Source organism: Pseudomonas sp. GV047 (assembly GCF_003058245.1).
Taxonomy (GTDB): domain Bacteria; phylum Pseudomonadota; class Gammaproteobacteria; order Pseudomonadales; family Pseudomonadaceae; genus Aquipseudomonas; species Aquipseudomonas marginalis.
In genome coordinates this window covers 820,515-836,577 of the sequence record NZ_QCWA01000001.1, presented here as the reverse complement: position 1 = coordinate 836,577, position 16,063 = coordinate 820,515, and the positions used below count along the sequence as shown (strand labels likewise).

Annotated in this window: 17 protein-coding genes and 1 pseudogene; 8 read left to right on the top strand and 10 right to left on the bottom strand. The window is 52.9% G+C overall.

The window, feature by feature from the left end; all coding sequences use genetic code 11:
- Positions 1–85: 85 nt before the first annotated feature.
- The 5 genes from C8K58_RS03815 to thrC form a co-directional block, all read right to left on the bottom strand.
- Complete coding sequence (locus C8K58_RS03815) at positions 86–1,288, bottom strand: PLP-dependent aspartate aminotransferase family protein (RefSeq protein WP_027606626.1); 1,203 nt, start codon at positions 1,286–1,288, stop codon at positions 86–88.
- Positions 1,289–1,339: 51 nt separating this feature from the next.
- On the bottom strand, positions 1,340–2,758 hold the full coding sequence (locus tag C8K58_RS03810; RefSeq protein ID WP_027606627.1) for an aldehyde dehydrogenase family protein: 1,419 nt from the start codon (positions 2,756–2,758) through the stop codon (positions 1,340–1,342).
- Positions 2,759–2,760: 2 nt separating this feature from the next.
- The gene (locus C8K58_RS03805; RefSeq protein ID WP_027606628.1) at positions 2,761–3,810 is read right to left on the bottom strand and encodes a homoserine dehydrogenase; all 1,050 of its coding nucleotides are present in this window, start codon (positions 3,808–3,810) and stop codon (positions 2,761–2,763) included.
- 117 nt (positions 3,811–3,927) lie between these two features.
- A complete protein-coding gene (locus tag C8K58_RS03800) occupies positions 3,928–4,365 on the bottom strand; it encodes an Lrp/AsnC family transcriptional regulator (RefSeq protein WP_108573062.1) in 438 nt (145 codons plus the stop codon).
- Positions 4,366–4,379: 14 nt separating this feature from the next.
- Positions 4,380–5,783 carry a threonine synthase gene (gene thrC, locus C8K58_RS03795; RefSeq protein ID WP_108573060.1) on the bottom strand — a complete coding sequence of 468 codons (1,404 nt, stop codon included), beginning with the start codon at positions 5,781–5,783 and terminating at the stop codon, positions 4,380–4,382.
- Between the two features lie 239 nt (positions 5,784–6,022).
- On the opposite strand from thrC, the gene C8K58_RS03790 reads away from it, so the two are divergent.
- Positions 6,023–6,505, top strand: coding sequence for a DinB family protein (locus tag C8K58_RS03790; protein WP_027606631.1), 483 nt, complete (start codon positions 6,023–6,025; stop codon positions 6,503–6,505).
- Between the two features lie 55 nt (positions 6,506–6,560).
- Here C8K58_RS03790 and C8K58_RS03785 read toward each other — a convergent pair whose 3' ends face one another.
- Together C8K58_RS03785 and C8K58_RS03780 are read right to left on the bottom strand one after the other, a co-directional pair.
- Complete coding sequence (locus C8K58_RS03785) at positions 6,561–7,454, bottom strand: dihydrodipicolinate synthase family protein (RefSeq protein WP_027606632.1); 894 nt, start codon at positions 7,452–7,454, stop codon at positions 6,561–6,563.
- A gap of 29 nt (positions 7,455–7,483) precedes the next feature.
- Positions 7,484–8,179 (bottom strand): B3/4 domain-containing protein, encoded by a 696-nt coding sequence (locus C8K58_RS03780; RefSeq protein ID WP_092357200.1) that lies wholly within the window; start codon positions 8,177–8,179, stop codon positions 7,484–7,486.
- A 160-nt stretch (positions 8,180–8,339) separates the two neighbouring features.
- Between C8K58_RS03780 and C8K58_RS03775 the strand changes: the two genes are divergently transcribed.
- The 3 genes and pseudogenes from C8K58_RS03775 to C8K58_RS32980 form a co-directional block, all read left to right on the top strand.
- On the top strand, positions 8,340–8,942 hold the full coding sequence (locus tag C8K58_RS03775) for a helix-turn-helix domain-containing protein (protein WP_027606634.1): 603 nt from the start codon (positions 8,340–8,342) through the stop codon (positions 8,940–8,942).
- A 199-nt stretch (positions 8,943–9,141) separates the two neighbouring features.
- On the top strand, positions 9,142–9,567 hold the full coding sequence (locus C8K58_RS03770) for an Arm DNA-binding domain-containing protein (RefSeq protein ID WP_092357196.1): 426 nt from the start codon (positions 9,142–9,144) through the stop codon (positions 9,565–9,567).
- An 11-nt stretch (positions 9,568–9,578) separates the two neighbouring features.
- A pseudogene (locus tag C8K58_RS32980) lies at positions 9,579–9,653 on the top strand (hypothetical protein); the annotation flags it as partial.
- A gap of 2 nt (positions 9,654–9,655) precedes the next feature.
- Here the strand turns inward: C8K58_RS32980 and C8K58_RS32620 are convergent.
- A complete protein-coding gene (locus C8K58_RS32620) occupies positions 9,656–9,886 on the bottom strand; it encodes a hypothetical protein (RefSeq protein WP_027606635.1) in 231 nt (76 codons plus the stop codon).
- Here C8K58_RS32620 and C8K58_RS32975 point away from each other — a divergent pair.
- Positions 9,870–9,992 (top strand): hypothetical protein, encoded by a 123-nt coding sequence (locus tag C8K58_RS32975; RefSeq protein WP_283810731.1) that lies wholly within the window; start codon positions 9,870–9,872, stop codon positions 9,990–9,992. The genes C8K58_RS32620 and C8K58_RS32975 overlap by 17 nt on opposite strands.
- A gap of 321 nt (positions 9,993–10,313) precedes the next feature.
- On the opposite strand, the gene C8K58_RS03760 is transcribed toward C8K58_RS32975, so the two are convergent.
- Positions 10,314–10,868, bottom strand: a complete 555-nt coding sequence (locus C8K58_RS03760; RefSeq protein WP_108573055.1) for a hypothetical protein — start codon at positions 10,866–10,868, stop codon at positions 10,314–10,316.
- Between the two features lie 553 nt (positions 10,869–11,421).
- Here C8K58_RS03760 and C8K58_RS03755 point away from each other — a divergent pair.
- Positions 11,422–11,640 carry a hypothetical protein gene (locus C8K58_RS03755; protein WP_027606637.1) on the top strand — a complete coding sequence of 73 codons (219 nt, stop codon included), beginning with the start codon at positions 11,422–11,424 and terminating at the stop codon, positions 11,638–11,640.
- A 529-nt stretch (positions 11,641–12,169) separates the two neighbouring features.
- Here the strand turns inward: C8K58_RS03755 and C8K58_RS03750 are convergent.
- Positions 12,170–12,916, bottom strand: coding sequence for a sulfite exporter TauE/SafE family protein (locus tag C8K58_RS03750; RefSeq protein ID WP_027606638.1), 747 nt, complete (start codon positions 12,914–12,916; stop codon positions 12,170–12,172).
- 956 nt (positions 12,917–13,872) lie between these two features.
- On the opposite strand from C8K58_RS03750, the gene C8K58_RS03745 reads away from it, so the two are divergent.
- Positions 13,873–14,421 (top strand): thioesterase family protein, encoded by a 549-nt coding sequence (locus C8K58_RS03745; RefSeq protein WP_092484520.1) that lies wholly within the window; start codon positions 13,873–13,875, stop codon positions 14,419–14,421.
- Between the two features lie 765 nt (positions 14,422–15,186).
- Positions 15,187–16,020, top strand: coding sequence for a glycosyltransferase family 2 protein (locus C8K58_RS03735; protein ID WP_098479440.1), 834 nt, complete (start codon positions 15,187–15,189; stop codon positions 16,018–16,020).
- The last annotated feature ends 43 nt before the right edge of the window (positions 16,021–16,063 follow it).

Here is a 16,063-nt window from a genome sequence, read left to right as displayed (position 1 = left end):
CGTCAACGTTATTAAAAAGACCCCCGCGACGACGGGGGTAAAGACGGGTTGACCAAACCCTAGTTCCGTGACGCTATCAACTAAATCACTTGAATGTTGCGTCCAGCGCGAACGCAATATCCTTGATCAAGTCATCTGGATCTTCCAATCCGACAGAAAAGCGCAAATGACCATACTCGCGGAACTCTTCAGGGTACTTGTCAAAGCCACCTCGACCCTCTGCCCCTACGTGCACGATCAGTGATTCGTCATGCCCTAATGAAACGGCCGACGTGATGATGCGCAGGTTCGAGACAAAGCGATTCTGGGTGTCAGGATCGCCCTCTACGGCAAACGCCATCACAGCACCATAGCCTTTGCCCGCAAATTGCCGACGCGCCAACTCATGCTGCGGGTGGGAAGGCAAACCGGGGTAGTAGACATAGGCAATCCGATCGTCGCCATCCAGAAACTGGGCCAACTTTTCGGCCGTGTTCAGCAATTGCTTCAAGCGCAGTGGCAACGTGACCGAACCGCGCATGATCATCCACGCGTTGAACGGCGAAATGGTCGCGCCGAGGTCAACCAATGCATCATTCTTGATCTTGTTGATCAACGGATTGGAGCCGATCACCACCCCGCCCATGGCATCACCATGGCCATTGATGTACTTGGTCAATGAGTGGATGACGAAGTCGACACCATGTTGACTTGCACGAAAAAATGGAGGCGGCGTGAATGTGGCATCCACAGAGATCAGCGCGCCATGGGCGTGTGCAATCTCAGCCAATGCGGCAATGTCCGCAACTTTCGTGGTGGGGTTGGCAATCGTTTCAGTGTGGATCAGCTTGGTATTGGGGCGAATGGCGTTACGTACCGATTCCAGGTCACCGACGTCTACGAAGGTTGCCTCAATGCCGTAACGTTCAGGCAGTAGTTCGGCGAAAAGCCGCCAGACTGCCTGGTAGGTGATGTCACTGACGATGACGTGATCACCACTTTTCAAGAATGAAAAAAATACCGAGTGCAAGGCGGCAACACCGGTCGCGAATACCACCGCGTCTTCACACCCTTCAAGGGCTGCGAGTTTCTTCTCAAGGCAAACCTGGTTGTGGCCTTGATTGCGTGTGTACACGAGCCCGTCCGGGCTCGACCAGTCCATGGTCGCCGGATCTTCCGGCAAGAGATAGGAGTTTGCCATGACCAATGGTGTACGGACGGCGCCACTGGTGACATCCGCGACATTGCCGCCATGAACAGCCAGCGTCGCTGCAGATAATGTCGAAAGATTGTGCTTGTCGGGGCGCATGTCGTTTCCTCTTTATTGTTGTGTGTTTCATTCTTGAGTTGAGTGAGTTGCTTAGCTTCCACTCACACCGTTAATGCAAACGACCTTGGGTTGGGTCATGTCTTCGTAAGCGAAACGTACGCCCTCACGGCCCATGCTCCCGTACTTGAAACCGCCGAAAGGCATTGCATCAAAGCGGTAGTCGGAAGAGTCGTTGATCATCACCCCGCCCGCCTCCAGTCGTTTAGCGGCGGTCAATGCAACCTTCAGATTGCTGGTGAAGATCCCGGCATGCAGGCTGTATTCTGGTTCGTTAGCCAGCGCCAATGCTTCATCCAGGGAGCCGACGCGCTGGAGGATGACTACCGGGCTGAACACTTCTTCGCACCACAACTTGCAATGGCGGTCGACGCCTTCCAGCACGGTAGGTGAATAGAGCGAGCCGTTACGTGTGTTGCCAACCAACAACGTGGCGCCTTTGGCAATGGCGTCATTGACCACTTCCTCGGTACGCTTGGCTGACGCCTCGGTAATCATCGGCCCTACGTCCGTCGGCTCATCAGCAGGGTTGCCGACGATCAACTTAGAGGTCTGTTCAACAAAGCGCGTTTTGAAGGCTTCATAGAGTGAAGCTTCGATGAGGATCCGTTGGGTACCGATGCAGTTTTGTCCGGCCGCCCAGAAAGCCCCCGACACGCATGAATCAACGGTTTCATCCAAGTCACAATCAGCCATCACGATGACCGGCGCGTTACCGCCAAGGTCCATCGCCAGCTTCTTGAGGCCAGCTGTACGAGCGATCTGCTCACCCGTGACAAAGCCGCCGGTGAAAGACACCATGCGCACTGCACGGTGGGCCACAAGAGCCTTGCCCAGGGCGGCGCCGCCTGTCGCGACGGTGACAACAACCGGAGGCAGACCCGCGTCGATCAAGCATTCCACCAGCTTGATCGCTGATAGCGGTGTGAGCTCAGACGGCTTGAGAACAACTGCATTTCCTCCCGCAATGGCAGGCCCCAATTTATGCGCGACCAGGTTAAGCGGGTCGTTGTAAGGGGTGATGGCGACGATGACGCCCAACGGTTCACGGGTGAACCAGCCCTGACGGGATTCAGACCCGACATAGGCGTCAAAAGGAATGACTTCACCGGCATTGCGCTTGGCTTCTTCGGCAGACAACTTCAAGGTGTTGACGCAGCGCAATACCTCCTTTCGCGCCTGCTTCAGCGTTTTTCCCGACTCCGCGACGATCAGTTTGGCAAAGGCGTCTTTGTCACGCTCGACTGAGCTTGCAGCCTTTTCCAAGATACGCGCACGTTCATGGCGTGGCAGATCCTTGGCAATCAAGGCGCCTAAAATGGCGGTGTCAACTATCGTGGTAGCGGAGGATGCGGGTATGTCTGCCACTTCACCCACTTTGCTGCCGTCAAACGGGCTGAGCACCGTAATGGCCTTATAATCAGCAGCGAGCGAGAGACTCAAGCTATTCATGATTACTTACCTGACGTGGTTTTGTGGTTGTGGATGCTTACGATGTCGGCGAGCAATGCGAAGGCGGTTTCAAAACGACCTGCCCCCGCCCCCACTACAGTGACGGGACCGAGAATGGCCGTGTTGAAGGTAATTGCGTTGGTGGCTCCGCTCACGGCTGAGAGCGCGTCGTTCGCCGGTAAGAGCTGGGGACTCACCGATGCCGAAATCGAACCATCGCTCCGTTTCTCTGCGCTGCCAATCAGCTTCCAGCGGGCACTTGCTTTCGTCGCCTCGGCAATATCCTTGGCCGTGATTTCAGAGATCCCTTTGCACAAGACATCGCTTGGTTTGAGTTTTGCGCCCAGTAGTTCATTGGCGAGGATGACGACCTTCAAGCGCACATCGTGCCCTTCTACATCCGCTGTTGGATCGGCTTCGGCGTAACCCAACTCCTGGGCTTTTGCGACAGCACTCGAGAAGTCCAACCCCGTCTCCATGCTGGAGAGGACAAAGTTTGACGTGCCGTTGAGGATCCCCTTGAAGCCGGTGATTTCCGAGCCTGCCAGTGACTCCTTGGCCAAACGGATAACCGGGGTCCCGCTCATGACAGAACCTTCAAATTCAAAGCGGGCGCCGGTGCTATCGGCCAGCGTCTTCAAGCTTTGTGCATGCAGCGCCACGGGCCCTTTGTTGGTGGTCACGACACTGACGCCCTTTTCCAGAGCCCAGCGGCAGAAGGTCGTAGCCGGTTCACCATCCACAGGATTGGTGAACGTTGCCTCAGCGACAATATCGGCGCCAGAGAAGCGGATAACGGTTTCGTTTGCCGGCTCAGCAGTCCCGCCGGCCAGGGTCCTGAAACTGCCTTTAGCAGCAGGCACTGCTGCCAATTCACGAGCGTCCAGGCCGTCTTTGTTAATGATCGAACCGAGGTAAAGGTCACTGACACCGACAATCTTCAAGGTAAAACCTAATTCATCGGCCCAACGCGAATTCTTATCGGCAATAAGCTGGGTCAGCGCGCGGTTAACGCCACCAAATCCAAGCAACGCAATTTTGTATTCAGTCACGACAGGGTTCTCATTGTTGTGTTGTGGTGCTGAGATAGTAAGCCGCCAACTTAACTTTACGAATATGGCAAACAGAACGTTGTTGCGAGCAAAATGCTCGTGCAACAGCGCAACTTGCTATTTTGTGCTCGACAGAACAAAAGACGTTATGGTATTCAGGACTCCCGGCAGCGTCGAGATCTCACTCCATACCCTGTGGATACGATCTGCATTCATCGCCTGAACCGTCAGTACAATATCGAGGTCGCCACTCATCACATTGCAGGAAATAACTTCAGGCATTGCACCAACGGAGCGAACAACTTCTGAATCTCGCATACGATCCTTACGATAAACGAAGATTAATGCATTAATGGGTCCTGCATCAGCTGAAGGCATACCTTTAATAATTGTGTAGCCTCGGACATACCCATCGCGCTCCAATCGCTCAATCCGCAGCCTGACTGCGTTCCTGGACAAATTGACTTTTAGGGCAATATCGTTATGGGCCAACCGTGCATTGCGAGTTAGCTCCTCCAAAATCTTTTCATCAACCTTATCTAAAACACGTTTCATCTCTGGCTCCGGACTTATAACGAGTGAGACTCCGTGTCTTTTGATAAGGCCCTGACCAGTGAGATCAGCGACCTGACGTCGTTGGGAATTGAAGTACAGTCTTGTTCGGCTACTGCAGGAGCACCAACAGTATTTATGTGGCCAACAACCTCTGACTTTTGGGTTGCAGTGCCAACTTTCGACGGATGTGTGGTTGCCAGGCAAATCATGGGGATCATCAAGCTGCGTCTGTTTATACGTGCAGCGCGCAAGCCGATAGCGGTATTGGGACTGACCAGATATCCACTCTCTGCAAAGACCTCATGAATACAACTGAATGCGTCTGCATCGTCCACAGCCAGTGAGTCAAACAGTTTGCGTGCCTCCAACCATTCATCCTGCGCTAACTGAATAGTGCCCTCGCCTTCTAGCAGCTGCATATTACGAGCTACTTTTTCTCCGCATCGATTTAAGATGCTCCACTGTATGCGCTCAAAATTAGAGGCCAATGCAACATTCATAGTGGGGATTTTGGTAGCACGAATCTCATTTCGCCTGTAAAAATTTGATTGGAGAAAATTATGCAGTCCGGCGTTAGCATTCGTGGCAACGATAAGCTGTCGAATGGGCAGCCCCATTTGCTTGGCAATATAACCAGCATACAGGGCGCCAAAATTTCCAGTCGGGACACTGAAAGCAATCTCTCTTTTAGGCGCACCGAGTTGAAGAGCAGAATAGAAATAGAACGACAGGTGCGCAAGCACGCGAACCCAATGCACTGAGTTGAACGAAATGAGATGCTGCTGCGCATCATTATTTTTTTTCAGGAACTGCTCACACAAACGATGACAATCAGAATAGTCTCCGTCAATCTCAACATTCACAACATTATCTTCGTGCGTACTCAGTAAGCGTCGGCGGTCCTCCGCCGTCAACCCCGTGGAAGGATGCAATACCAACAGCGTAACGCCCTTCATTCCCGAAAATGCTTTTATTGCTGCAGCGCCAGTATCTCCACCGGTACAACCTATAACCAGCGCCTTCTTCCCAGACCTCAGCAAATTATGATCGATAAAGCGAGCCATCAATTGAAGGCCGACGTCTTGATAGACGCCTGACGGCCCATGAAACAATTCGAGTATCCACTCGTTACTCGCGGTCTGGTAAAGCGGTGTCACTGCGTTACTTTTAAAACAATCAAAAGTCTTCTCAAGGATACGAGACAACTGATCCCGCTCGATCCAACCTCCCAGAAAGGGCTCGATTACGTAGCGAGCCAATTCATGGAAGGGCAACCATTCGAGCTTTGAGAGCTCCTCCTTTTTGAAGCGGGGAACCTTGTGCGGCACGTACAAGCCCCCGTCAGGCGCGTACGCCCCCATCAGCACCTCGCTGAATTCGTACGTTCTACCAGGGGTCCGTGTGCTGACGTATTTCATGATCCAAGACACCCTCAAGCTATTCCCGAGCGGGCCACCTGCAAGCTGGGTCTTCGCCGGAATTCAATGCGGTAGCGTTAATCGCCTTTGATCCAGCTTCAAGCCAACGACCAAAAAAGTCAATATATCGACTATAATATCTCACCAACGGTATTCCGTTCCTGATACACGAGCCCCCCTTTTGCACCAGCTCATGGGATGTGCCACGGCCGACAATGCTTGAAAAATGGGAGAACACTATGTGTGCCAAGAATCTGCTGCACTCGCTTTATCAGTACAAGGCATGGTCTGAGGATGTGTTACTCAGGTGCTTGAAAGCGCCCGTTGCACAGTCCTTCCCTGTGGAGATGGAGAAGGCCTGTTATTGGCTCAGGCACATCAATATTGTGGACCAGCTATTCATCGCCAGACTGCAGGGAAAACCGGAGAAGTTTGACGACGTCGTCACTGAGCAGCAGCAAGACATTCGTCAGTTGGAAGAGGCATTCACAAAGGCAAATCAATGGTTTGTTGACTACACAAAATCAGTCACTGCAAAAGAGCTGTGTGAACCGGTGGAATTTTTCTTCAAGGATGGCAAACCGGGCAATATGACCAAGGAGCAAATCCTTGCTCATGTGCTTTCTCATGGGCTCCAGCATCGAGGAAGTGTTAGCACGATCCTACCCAGGGAAATCCTGGAGGGATACCAAGATCATTTCACAACGTTTTTAAAACTGTAGGCAGTTGGATGTCTGCCTCCTCAACCATGAGGAGGCAGAGTATTCACCGCAGTGCTCAGCTCAATTCAAGCGCGTCTATCACCGCTGCAATTTGCTTGCGTCCTTCCCCTTCGATGGGTCTAAGCGGCAAAGGCAGGCTCGGAGAGTGAGTCATGCCGCGTAGCTCTGCTGCAGTGGCTATCACGCGAAAGCTACCTCCAAATTGGCTGAACAATGCCCAAAGCGGCTTCAAGGATTCGGAGAGGCGCGTAGCCTCAAAGGCGTCACCTGACAATGCTGCTCGTGTGATGGCGAGCGCCGTATTGGGGAACAAACCGCCCATGACCGAATACCAGGCATCGCAGCCGGCGTTCATTCCAACAGCGGCAAACGCATCGCCGCTTATTCCAATAGTTACGTGACTCGGAATCAATTTTCGCAGGCGCTCCACGCGCTCCCTGGCCAGATGCGGCGCCTCGGGGACGCCAGGGATTTTGATTGAGCTGACATTGGGTAGCTCTGCAATACGCCCGTGTAACTCATCGGTAAATTCGAAATGGGTGGTACCAGGATTGTCATAGACACATAGCGGGATTGAGACGTTGGCCGAAACCATTTCGTACATCGAAAACACATCGTCCTGAGTCAGTTTTTGATACGACACGGGTGGCAGCAGCAAGGCTTTGACTCCCACGGCTTGCGCATCCTCGGCCAGCAGCAAAACGTCGCGTGTACGCAGCGCACCGATGCTCACCATCACTGGCACGCCCTCCGCGGCCTCTACTGCCAACTGAGCAACTCGAGAACGTTCGGCTCGAGAAAGATACGCATAGCCCCCAGTGGATCCTAGAGCCCCGATGGAATCTACTTTGGCTGCCACCAATTGCTGCACAAGACGAGTAAAAGCATTTTCGTCCACACCCTGCTCATCCATAGGCGTCAGAGGAAATGCACTAAGGCCGGTAAACATCGTCATCACTCCTTGCAGTGGTCTATGGACTATTTGGCCCCAGGACCAATCAGTGAGCTTTCGATCTGGACGCCTGGCATCATTTGCTGCAACCCTTCGATGAGTTTGTCCCCCGCTTCCGTCAAGGCTTCAAGCGGCATCGCCGGCAGACTCTCCAGAATGAACCACATGCTCTTCGCGTCAGCACCGAGACGGGTCCTGACACCTTGCCGCCAATTCCAGCGACGGCAGGTCACGCCTTTGTCATCGCGCCAGACAACCTCGCCGGGGTCTGGATATTCGAAAGCAGGAGCACCTTCTTTCATCGTGTCAAAAGGCTCAGTGCCATCAGCGACTACGAGCCGAGGGGAGCCCACATAGGCTTCAATGTTTTCCCCGCCAACAGGGATGGCGTACTCAATACTGATTGCGTTGTAGAGATCGACGATGGGATCCAGGCTAGGCAAGCTTCCGTCACGTAAAACCCGTTTACGCAGCGCCTCAGCTGAACAGGGCGTACGCTGCGGCTTGGCGCCGAACTTTCGGAATGTCTCCGCCCATGCGGCCAGGTGAGCTTCTCCCCAGCTTGGCCCACCTTCCTGTACAGCCTTGCAAGCACGGTCCAGGGCTGCCTGAGCAACCTCAGGATGGGTCAGTGACGCAGCGTCCACCACAATGCTCAGGGCCCTGAACTCCGGAGCCAATTCTGCAACGGCTTGATCGATCAACGGCAGTACGGACAGCATCAAAAACCTCCAGAAATCCAAATGTCATTTCATGCTAGTCAGTGACGACCAATAAAGTCAATATAATGACCAATATCATCTACTATAACGCGTGCGCAGATTGACGGGGCAATTGGTAAAGGCCGAGAATCCCACTACATTTTTTTCATGACATTCATCAATGACCACGAATACCAGCCTGTCGATTACCCCTGGCGCTGATGCTCAAGCCGTCAGCCTGGCCGTTGCGCGCACGCTCAAACAGGCGCGCAAAGCACAGAAGATCACGCTGGATGAGCTTTCTCGCCGCTCAGGGGTGAGCAAAGGAATGGTTGTCGAAATAGAGAAATGTACGGCGAACCCCAGTATCGGCATCCTTTGCAAAATCGCCGCCGCGCTGGGCCTGTCCGTTGCAGACATCGTCAACGTGACCGAAGCCCCATCCGCCCATATCATCGACAGCCAAGACATCCCCACGCTCTGGACCGGGGACCTGGGAGGAACGGCGCGGCTTCTGGCAGGAACGTCCGGTCCTAATATGATCGAGCTGTGGCGTTGGGAAATGCACCCAGGCGAATTTTTCGCTTCACAGGGACATCCTCAGGGCACGCTTGAGCTGTTTCATGTGGAGAAAGGCACGCTGAAATGCGTGGTAGGGGAAACAGAGCTGGTCATCCCTGCGGGGAGTTCGGCAGTGGCCAGAACCGATGTTCCCCATTCCTATTCCAACGCTGGCAGATCCAAGTTGGTATTCACTATGTCCGTGACCGAGATGCATCAGTAGATAGCAGCAGGCTGGCCGTCAGTAAGCATCTGCAAAGTGGACGAACCTGCCAATTTCAAAGGGGTTGTACCACTGAGCCCGATCAAATACTGCGGTGGATCACCGCTAGGGCGCGAATTCACAATTGCTCGAGCAGCGCATGTGACTGGGGGCACAATGGGGGGCAAATTTCGGTTCCTTAAAAAGGATGCCCCCACCGATGCCCCCAGATATTGCGGTTGTTTTCAAACGAAAACTCAGCGATGCCTTGATCCGCTCGCTGGCCGAACCGGGTAAACACGCCGATGGCGAAGTCCCTGGGCTCTACTTGGAGGTAAGGGCGTCGAGCAAGGTCGACAAATCTCCTTCCAAGGTTGGGCGATTGAAGTATCGCCTGCATGGCAAGGAAAACCGCTTCTCCATCGGCGCTTACCCCGACATTGGTCTCAAGGAGGCGCGCGACATTGCCCGCGGCGCACGCCGCGATGTGGCTAATCACATCGTCCCGCTCAAGGCCAAGACCGCCAAGATCGAGGCGAAGTTGCTCAATGAAGAGCGCACCTTCGCGTACGTGGCCAAGCAAGGGTTGGCATTCAAGCCTGCCGAACTGGTGACCAAATCCATCTCGGGTCGACCGGAGCGCTGAACAACCACATCTTGCCTGCCATTGGCAAAAAACCGGTCAGCGAGATCAAGCTGGAGCACATCACTACGATCATCACCGAGTTGCGTCGTCAACGCACCCTGGCCATGGCCCGGCGCGTGCGCACCATCATCCGCGCCATCCTGGGGTTGCCGAGGGCCGCGGCTGGGTGGAGCGCAACGTGGCGCTCAGCAACATCGAGGAGCTGAAGATCCGCCATATCGTCACCAGCAATCCGGCAATCGAAAGGCCAGTCGACCTGGGCAGGTTTCCGCTGCGTCTGGATGACTGCAACGACGGCAGCGTTGCGCCTGCTGGTCATGTTGCCGGTCCGCCCTGGCGAATTAGTGCAGATGCGGTGGGAAGACGTCGATCTGGGCGGCGCCGATTGGCGTTACGTGGTCGGCAAGACCGAACATCTGATGTAGTGCCCTTGAAACCTTGGATAAGCACTCTATTCATCACACACTGCGGCAACCCAACAAGAAGTATCAGGAGTCTGTCCGCAGTTTAGAAGGCAGCTTCGTATCGAAGCTATAGCGCAAGTGTGCTGCAGCCAAATCGTGGCGTTTCCCTTTAGAACCAGAAATCCGATCAGCGCGTGCAGGCAAAGCTATTTATTGAGTTTTATATTGCGCTAAAGCTATGGAACGACCGAGTTGGGCAAGCTTTGCGCACGAGCTCATACGGGTTCCTTGTGATGGACAGACCGTAGCAAGCCAACAGCCTACTATCCGGAAACTTGCGGTTTACTTGCCCAGAATGTTCTTCAACGCAGCGGTATGGCCGGCCGGGTCGTTTACGCTGGACATCACTTCGATGATGGTGATCGTCTGATCGTTCATCGCCATCAACGAGGCCATCAGTAGTTTCAGGCCGTTGAAATCGTCGGTGCCGTCCAGGCGGTACATCTTCAAGTCGTTCACCTGAATGGTCTTCTCGCTGGTCATGCGAAAGTTGGGTGAAGCGGCCTGCTGCTTTTCCTTCAAGGTATCCACGGCAAGGCGAAACGCAGCGTCCGGGGTGGTGCCCGCAGTCGGCGCCGGACCTTCGGTAACGATGATGGCCCGCTCGCTTTTCGGATCGAAGTACATCGTGCCGCCGTTCTCGCTGTTCAAGGCACGGGCCTCGACGCCTTCCAGCACGAACTTCAGCTTGCCGCCTGCCAGGGACACCGATTGCGTGTCCGATGGCGCCGTAGCGGTTTTTTCAGGCGGGGCAGCAACTGCCATGGTGGCCGCGCCGCTCAAGGCAGCAAGCACGCACAAGGAACGGGTCCAGCCCAACAGCAAATGCTTTGACATTCATAGCGCCTTTATTTTCAGGCCATCGAATATCGACGGACTGTCGTGCGAACAGCCTAGCTTACTTGCCTGCTCACTTGCCCATATGTTGTTCACAGCCGCAGCGTGTCGCTTATATTTGCGGTCAGCATGGGGATTGATTTGTCAGCTGGAGCAGCTATGCGACGTTCCTGGTAATTACCACGACGAAGCGAATGACTTTGCTCACAAGGCGAATATCAGATTCTCCATGGGGCTCCAAGTCTCAAATGAAGCGATAACCAAGCCGCTACACATCGTTGCCTCATCTTCAGGCTGCGCGAATCGTAGCTCAGATCGATTTGGTAATCCCCCCTGTGAGCTACTCGACCTACAGCTGCGACCAAGCTGCCCCGGATGTCCTCCGTGCCAGCGACTTTAAAAACGGCCGCTTCGGTATCGTTAAGCGCATAGATTGAATCTGAGGCAGGACTCTCACTTATGAAGAATACCCTAATCGCAACTGGCATCGCTCTGCTACGTCATACGGCCTTACGTGCCACGATCGGGCACTAAACAGTGAGCAGGAAACGAAATGGCTTTCAGCGATGACAACGGTGTTTTTGCGTTCGCGTGCCGCCCGCTGGAAGACATTGGTGGTGCACCTGGGCATGACGATTTTCTGGCAGCGTTGGCGGATCCGAATCACCCTGAGCATGAGGCAATGTCGGAGTGGTATGGGGATGATGGGTTCGATCCGACGGCGTTTGACTGCGAGTGGATCAATCAGAGGTTGAAGCAGGCAAAGGTCTGATCAGCAAGAGGGTGTCGGGCGGACGCTTACAGCCAAACTTTTTTCGGACTTTCCAATAAAAAACTCACTAAAATCACTTCACAAAATGACCAGGATCCGAACACGCAGCAGACCTGGAAAATTAGGATATTTTTAGGGATAGAAGCAGCACACAAAACGCAAATACTCTATACATATCAAAAGCTTATTTTTTTTATGATTCCGGGTTCGGGCACCATCATTACGTTCCACGACCTCCCAAGAAGTCGCTGAAACCCACATAGAACCTGCCTTGTGCAGGTTTTTTGTTGCCAACATTTGTCCCCCACACTCACTCACCCCAACATTTTTCTAGTACATCCTGAGTTCGATTTTGGGTGATGTACTAGTTGGCACTCCCTGATACCGCCGCCAGGCAAGCAAAACCCAAAGCTTACGCCTACAGCCTGTGAGATCGAATACATGAAAGACAGGACATGACCATTTGTGGATGAAGGCTTGGCAAACAGGTGAGGCCATTTACGTATTTGCGAGTCCCCATCCGATCTGGTCACCAGAACAGCATCCTCAATGCCAACGCGACCACGACTAGATTGAAAACTGCTTCCATCCACTGGTCGCCCTTCTTTAAGGCAAACTTCGCGCCGGCATTTGCACCCAATAGCGTGCCAATAATCAGGCAACATCCGTACTGCCAGTCAATGAGGCGGCTGACGCCGAAAATCAGTAATGAACCCACGGAGAGAACCAGCCCACCGACTTTGCGGGTCCCCACCGATTCGCTGATGGTTTTTCTGAAAAAGATAATGAATAAATACGTCGAGAGTTTGGCTTGCCCACCAAATAGCCCGCCGATCATTCCCACGGGGATAAAGAGGATATAGCCAAACAGACGTCTGATCGCTGAGGGAGGTGTTTCGCCGCTACGAGGTTTTTTTATAAGAGACAGTGCGACGAGCAGCAATGTCAGCCCGCCAATTACCTTGTGCAGCAGCGCGGGATCTATTTGAAGAAGCAGGCTCGCGCCTGCCAGAGCCCCAACCAACCCCAGTACCGCAGCTGGAAAGGCCAGCGCATAATCGACCTTTCCCTGGTTATGGAAGTGCCGCAGTCCGGCAACGATGGTGCCTACCGAGGCCAGGCGCGCAGTGGCGATCGACGACTGAGGTGCAATCCCCAGCCAGATCATCACCGGAACGGTCAAAAACACACTGCCACCGGTGTTGGTCCCGACGAATCCCGTTATTATTCCAAGGAAAATCAGACCGACGCCTGTCAACCACTCATGCCCCATCATGTTGAGGTGCTCGCATAAGATTCATGGCACGGCTTACTCGCTCAAGTAAACCGGGTCTATCCAGTGATAGCAGTTTCTATTTCGGGAGCCGGCGGTCACATGAAGCTTTGCCGTATGTACGAAGCTGTACTCGCCGATAATCGGGCGGCGTAGCGAACTTTCAGGCCCAGTGATTTTGCATACAGTACACCTCGGTTAATGAGATCTTGTATCTGTGCTTTTGATTTTCTAATTCGATATTTATGTGACGTTTCATTGATACCAGAAAATATGCCTACCCAGTTTGCTCCTATCGCCGTAACCGCATCAATACCATCTTGATGCGCGCGGGAAGAAGGTAACTTCCTGTTGGTGAGCGTTGATACTGGAAGTTAAATGAAATGTACTTGAAGGGTTGCAGCAATATCAAGCATCGCAAATCAGGGCTCCTCAGCCACCAACATGAATAAAACTTCATGGTTTCGCATATTGACTTTCTTAAAGTTACTGACTGCCCGTTCTCACCCATTGAATCAAAAGAAATTTTATTTATGACACTTTTTCGCACAAGGCAGCTTAGTGCCTGACCTTTTAACCCTCTTATGACTTCCAACAGCTTTGCACTCGGCAAGCTATATATATTTAATCTAACAGAGGACCTGAGATAGATGGCACTTATTAAAAGCCGTCCAGTTGCAGCTTTTCGGGTGCTTGCTTGCTGGAGGGGGTCGAGGGAGGACGCCCCCCAGCGACTCGCCGTGCACCTTGGGCAATCGCCGAGAACGGGCGGACAAAGGTCGCGAAACCCACAGGCCGCAGATAGCGCGATAGACGCCTGCGAAACCCGCTAGAAACACTTAAACCATAGAATGAGTGATCGGAATGTACTTTTGCGCAGAATTAAGTCATTTAGGGACCTACCTGGCTCACCCCTCAGCACTTTAAAGTACGCCAATCATTCAACTATCGGCGTCTTTATGAATCTCTGGTTTCGACTTCTCCTCATGCTGCTTCGTCGACCTTGGCGCAGACCGGCAAAAGCGCTGGAATCAACCGTCATCCGAATGCGCGTCTGGCCACTGGACCTCGACTTCAATCGACATGTCACCAACGGCCGATATTTCACCCTGGCCGATGTCGGACGCATGGATTTCGTTTTGCGCAGTGGCGCCTATCGAGTAGCTATTAGAGCAAAGGCGCTGCCCATCGTCGGAGACACTTGGGGTAAATTTCGTCGTGAGCTTAGACTGTTTGAAGCGTTTGAAATCCACACAAGGATGCTTGGCTGGGACGACAAGTGGAGCTTCATGGAGCATCGATTTGTGAGCAAAGGCAGAGTGATCGGCGTTGTCGTAATGCGAGGTCTATTTCGTTCAGCGAAAGGTATTGTTCCGCCAAGCGAGTTTGTTCGAGAACTGGGACTGCCCGAACGGTCGCCAGAGATGCCGGAATGGCTGGCCTCGTGGTCGCAGAGCTGCGATGCCATGAGCCGCCAACTCAGGGATGAAGAAAGCACCAATGATTGACTTGACGTGCAGGCAGCCCATGACCAGCGCGCTATTGGGACCGTTGATTGCTCCGCCGTTGGCGTGTGCGGCGTAACTTCGCCAGCCCGTGTAATTCGTCAATAATGGGCTGTATGTACTTTTCTCCGAGCAGGTGCTGGTATACCTCGAAGTGGTCCTATCGCCAAGCGCACTTGCTTCTTTATTTCCTCTATGGCCAGGCACGCCTCATGCACGAAGCGTTCGTCGAATACGCCATGCAACTCAAGCTCAATCCCACTTTTGTCATGGTGTATTTGCACATGGCAGTATCGACCACCATATTGGCCGCCGCTGCAAAATAACATCAAATTAAAACCATGACCGAGGAGCTTACGTAATTGATCCTGAAGACTGTCTTGGTGCAAGCCAGATATTTCCAGCTGCCGAGACACACATGGGCCATTGGCGAATTGCTTACTCAACATAACCACCTCCACTTTTATCGGTTACGCAGTGCCAGCACTACTGCGCACTATCACGAACAAGCTTACGACGTACCCAGCCTGAAAAATGTCAGAAGTCGGTAAGGTTATGGTAAATACCACGAGCGCTTCGAGTTACTTCCCACTCTGTTATTTACCCACCTTAACCATAAATTAACGCTACCAAACAGAACAACCTATTAAGCTTGGCTAATGCGCCTCTCCTGCCCCGACAACTCATGAGGTGATGGCGACCCATCGAGCCTGCCGGCCGGGTCGCAAACGGCGCACGACCGATATATCATTCTGGAGTGTTTCACTAATGCCTGACGACAACGCTCATTCGGCAAAACATGCCTTGTTCAGTATTGCCCTGGTTAATTATAAAACGCTGCACATGACACGCCTTTGCTTAGGATTGCTACGCGACTACGCTATATACCATCAAGTTCCGGTCTGGGTAGTGGATAACGGTTCCGCCGATGAAAGCATCCACTACTTGCGGACACTTGATTGGATCAACTTGGTAGAAAGGATCCCCCACCCTCGAGAAGCCGGATATATCGCGCATGGTAAAGCCCTTGATCTGATTTTGGGATATGTTGAAACTCCGTACTTATTCCTGCTTCATACGGACACATTTGTATTTGATACCGATGTGTTCAGTATGATGATGAGCCAAAGCACTGCAACGCCGCGTACAGTGGCAGTCGGTTGTACAGAACAGATCAATCGCGGTTTTTTAAGAACTGCCTGGCGGTTCGGCACTCGACTGATGAAGTACCACTACCGAACACTCATGCGTTACGTGGGGCTACCCTCTAAAAACCCCAAGCCTTTCAGAGAAACCCACTTGAAAAGTTTTTGCACCTTATGGAACTGCGATGTAATTAAACAACATAACTTGCGCTTCATGATGGATAACCGGGTACCGGGATACGCGCTACAAGACAAGATGGTCAAGCTGGGTTATGCGATCAGCTTTCTGTCAGCACGAAGATTGTTCAGTTACCTGGACCATATTCAAGCCGGCACTGTCGCCGCTAACGGCGGCTATGACACGGACCATCGTCGAAGAAAAACGTATCACGATACCCTGCTGCGCTTTCAAAAAGAGGCGTCAAATGATGCGAAAACGACCAGTACGGAAAAATGATGGTTGCTGATAAGACCGGCCCGCGAGATTCGAACTGAGTGGG

Bases quoted from the DNA above. Each gene is read 5' to 3' on its own strand.
- C8K58_RS03815 (WP_027606626.1), bottom strand. From the start codon at position 1,288: ATGCGCCCCGACAAGCACAATCTTTCGACATTATCTGCAGCGACGCTG.
- C8K58_RS03810 (WP_027606627.1), bottom strand. From the start codon at position 2,758: ATGAATAGCTTGAGTCTCTCGCTCGCTGCTGATTATAAGGCCATTACG.
- C8K58_RS03800 (WP_108573062.1), bottom strand. From the start codon at position 4,365: ATGAAACGTGTTTTAGATAAGGTTGATGAAAAGATTTTGGAGGAGCTA.
- thrC (WP_108573060.1), bottom strand. From the start codon at position 5,783: ATGAAATACGTCAGCACACGGACCCCTGGTAGAACGTACGAATTCAGC.
- C8K58_RS03790 (WP_027606631.1), top strand. From the start codon at position 6,023: ATGTGTGCCAAGAATCTGCTGCACTCGCTTTATCAGTACAAGGCATGG.
- C8K58_RS03785 (WP_027606632.1), bottom strand. From the start codon at position 7,454: ATGTTTACCGGCCTTAGTGCATTTCCTCTGACGCCTATGGATGAGCAG.
- C8K58_RS03780 (WP_092357200.1), bottom strand. From the start codon at position 8,179: ATGCTGTCCGTACTGCCGTTGATCGATCAAGCCGTTGCAGAATTGGCT.
- C8K58_RS03775 (WP_027606634.1), top strand. From the start codon at position 8,340: ATGACCACGAATACCAGCCTGTCGATTACCCCTGGCGCTGATGCTCAA.
- C8K58_RS03770 (WP_092357196.1), top strand. From the start codon at position 9,142: ATGCCCCCAGATATTGCGGTTGTTTTCAAACGAAAACTCAGCGATGCC.
- C8K58_RS32620 (WP_027606635.1), bottom strand. From the start codon at position 9,886: ATGACCAGCAGGCGCAACGCTGCCGTCGTTGCAGTCATCCAGACGCAG.
- C8K58_RS03760 (WP_108573055.1), bottom strand. From the start codon at position 10,868: ATGTCAAAGCATTTGCTGTTGGGCTGGACCCGTTCCTTGTGCGTGCTT.
- C8K58_RS03755 (WP_027606637.1), top strand. From the start codon at position 11,422: ATGGCTTTCAGCGATGACAACGGTGTTTTTGCGTTCGCGTGCCGCCCG.
- C8K58_RS03750 (WP_027606638.1), bottom strand. From the start codon at position 12,916: ATGATGGGGCATGAGTGGTTGACAGGCGTCGGTCTGATTTTCCTTGGA.
- C8K58_RS03745 (WP_092484520.1), top strand. From the start codon at position 13,873: ATGAATCTCTGGTTTCGACTTCTCCTCATGCTGCTTCGTCGACCTTGG.
- C8K58_RS03735 (WP_098479440.1), top strand. From the start codon at position 15,187: ATGCCTGACGACAACGCTCATTCGGCAAAACATGCCTTGTTCAGTATT.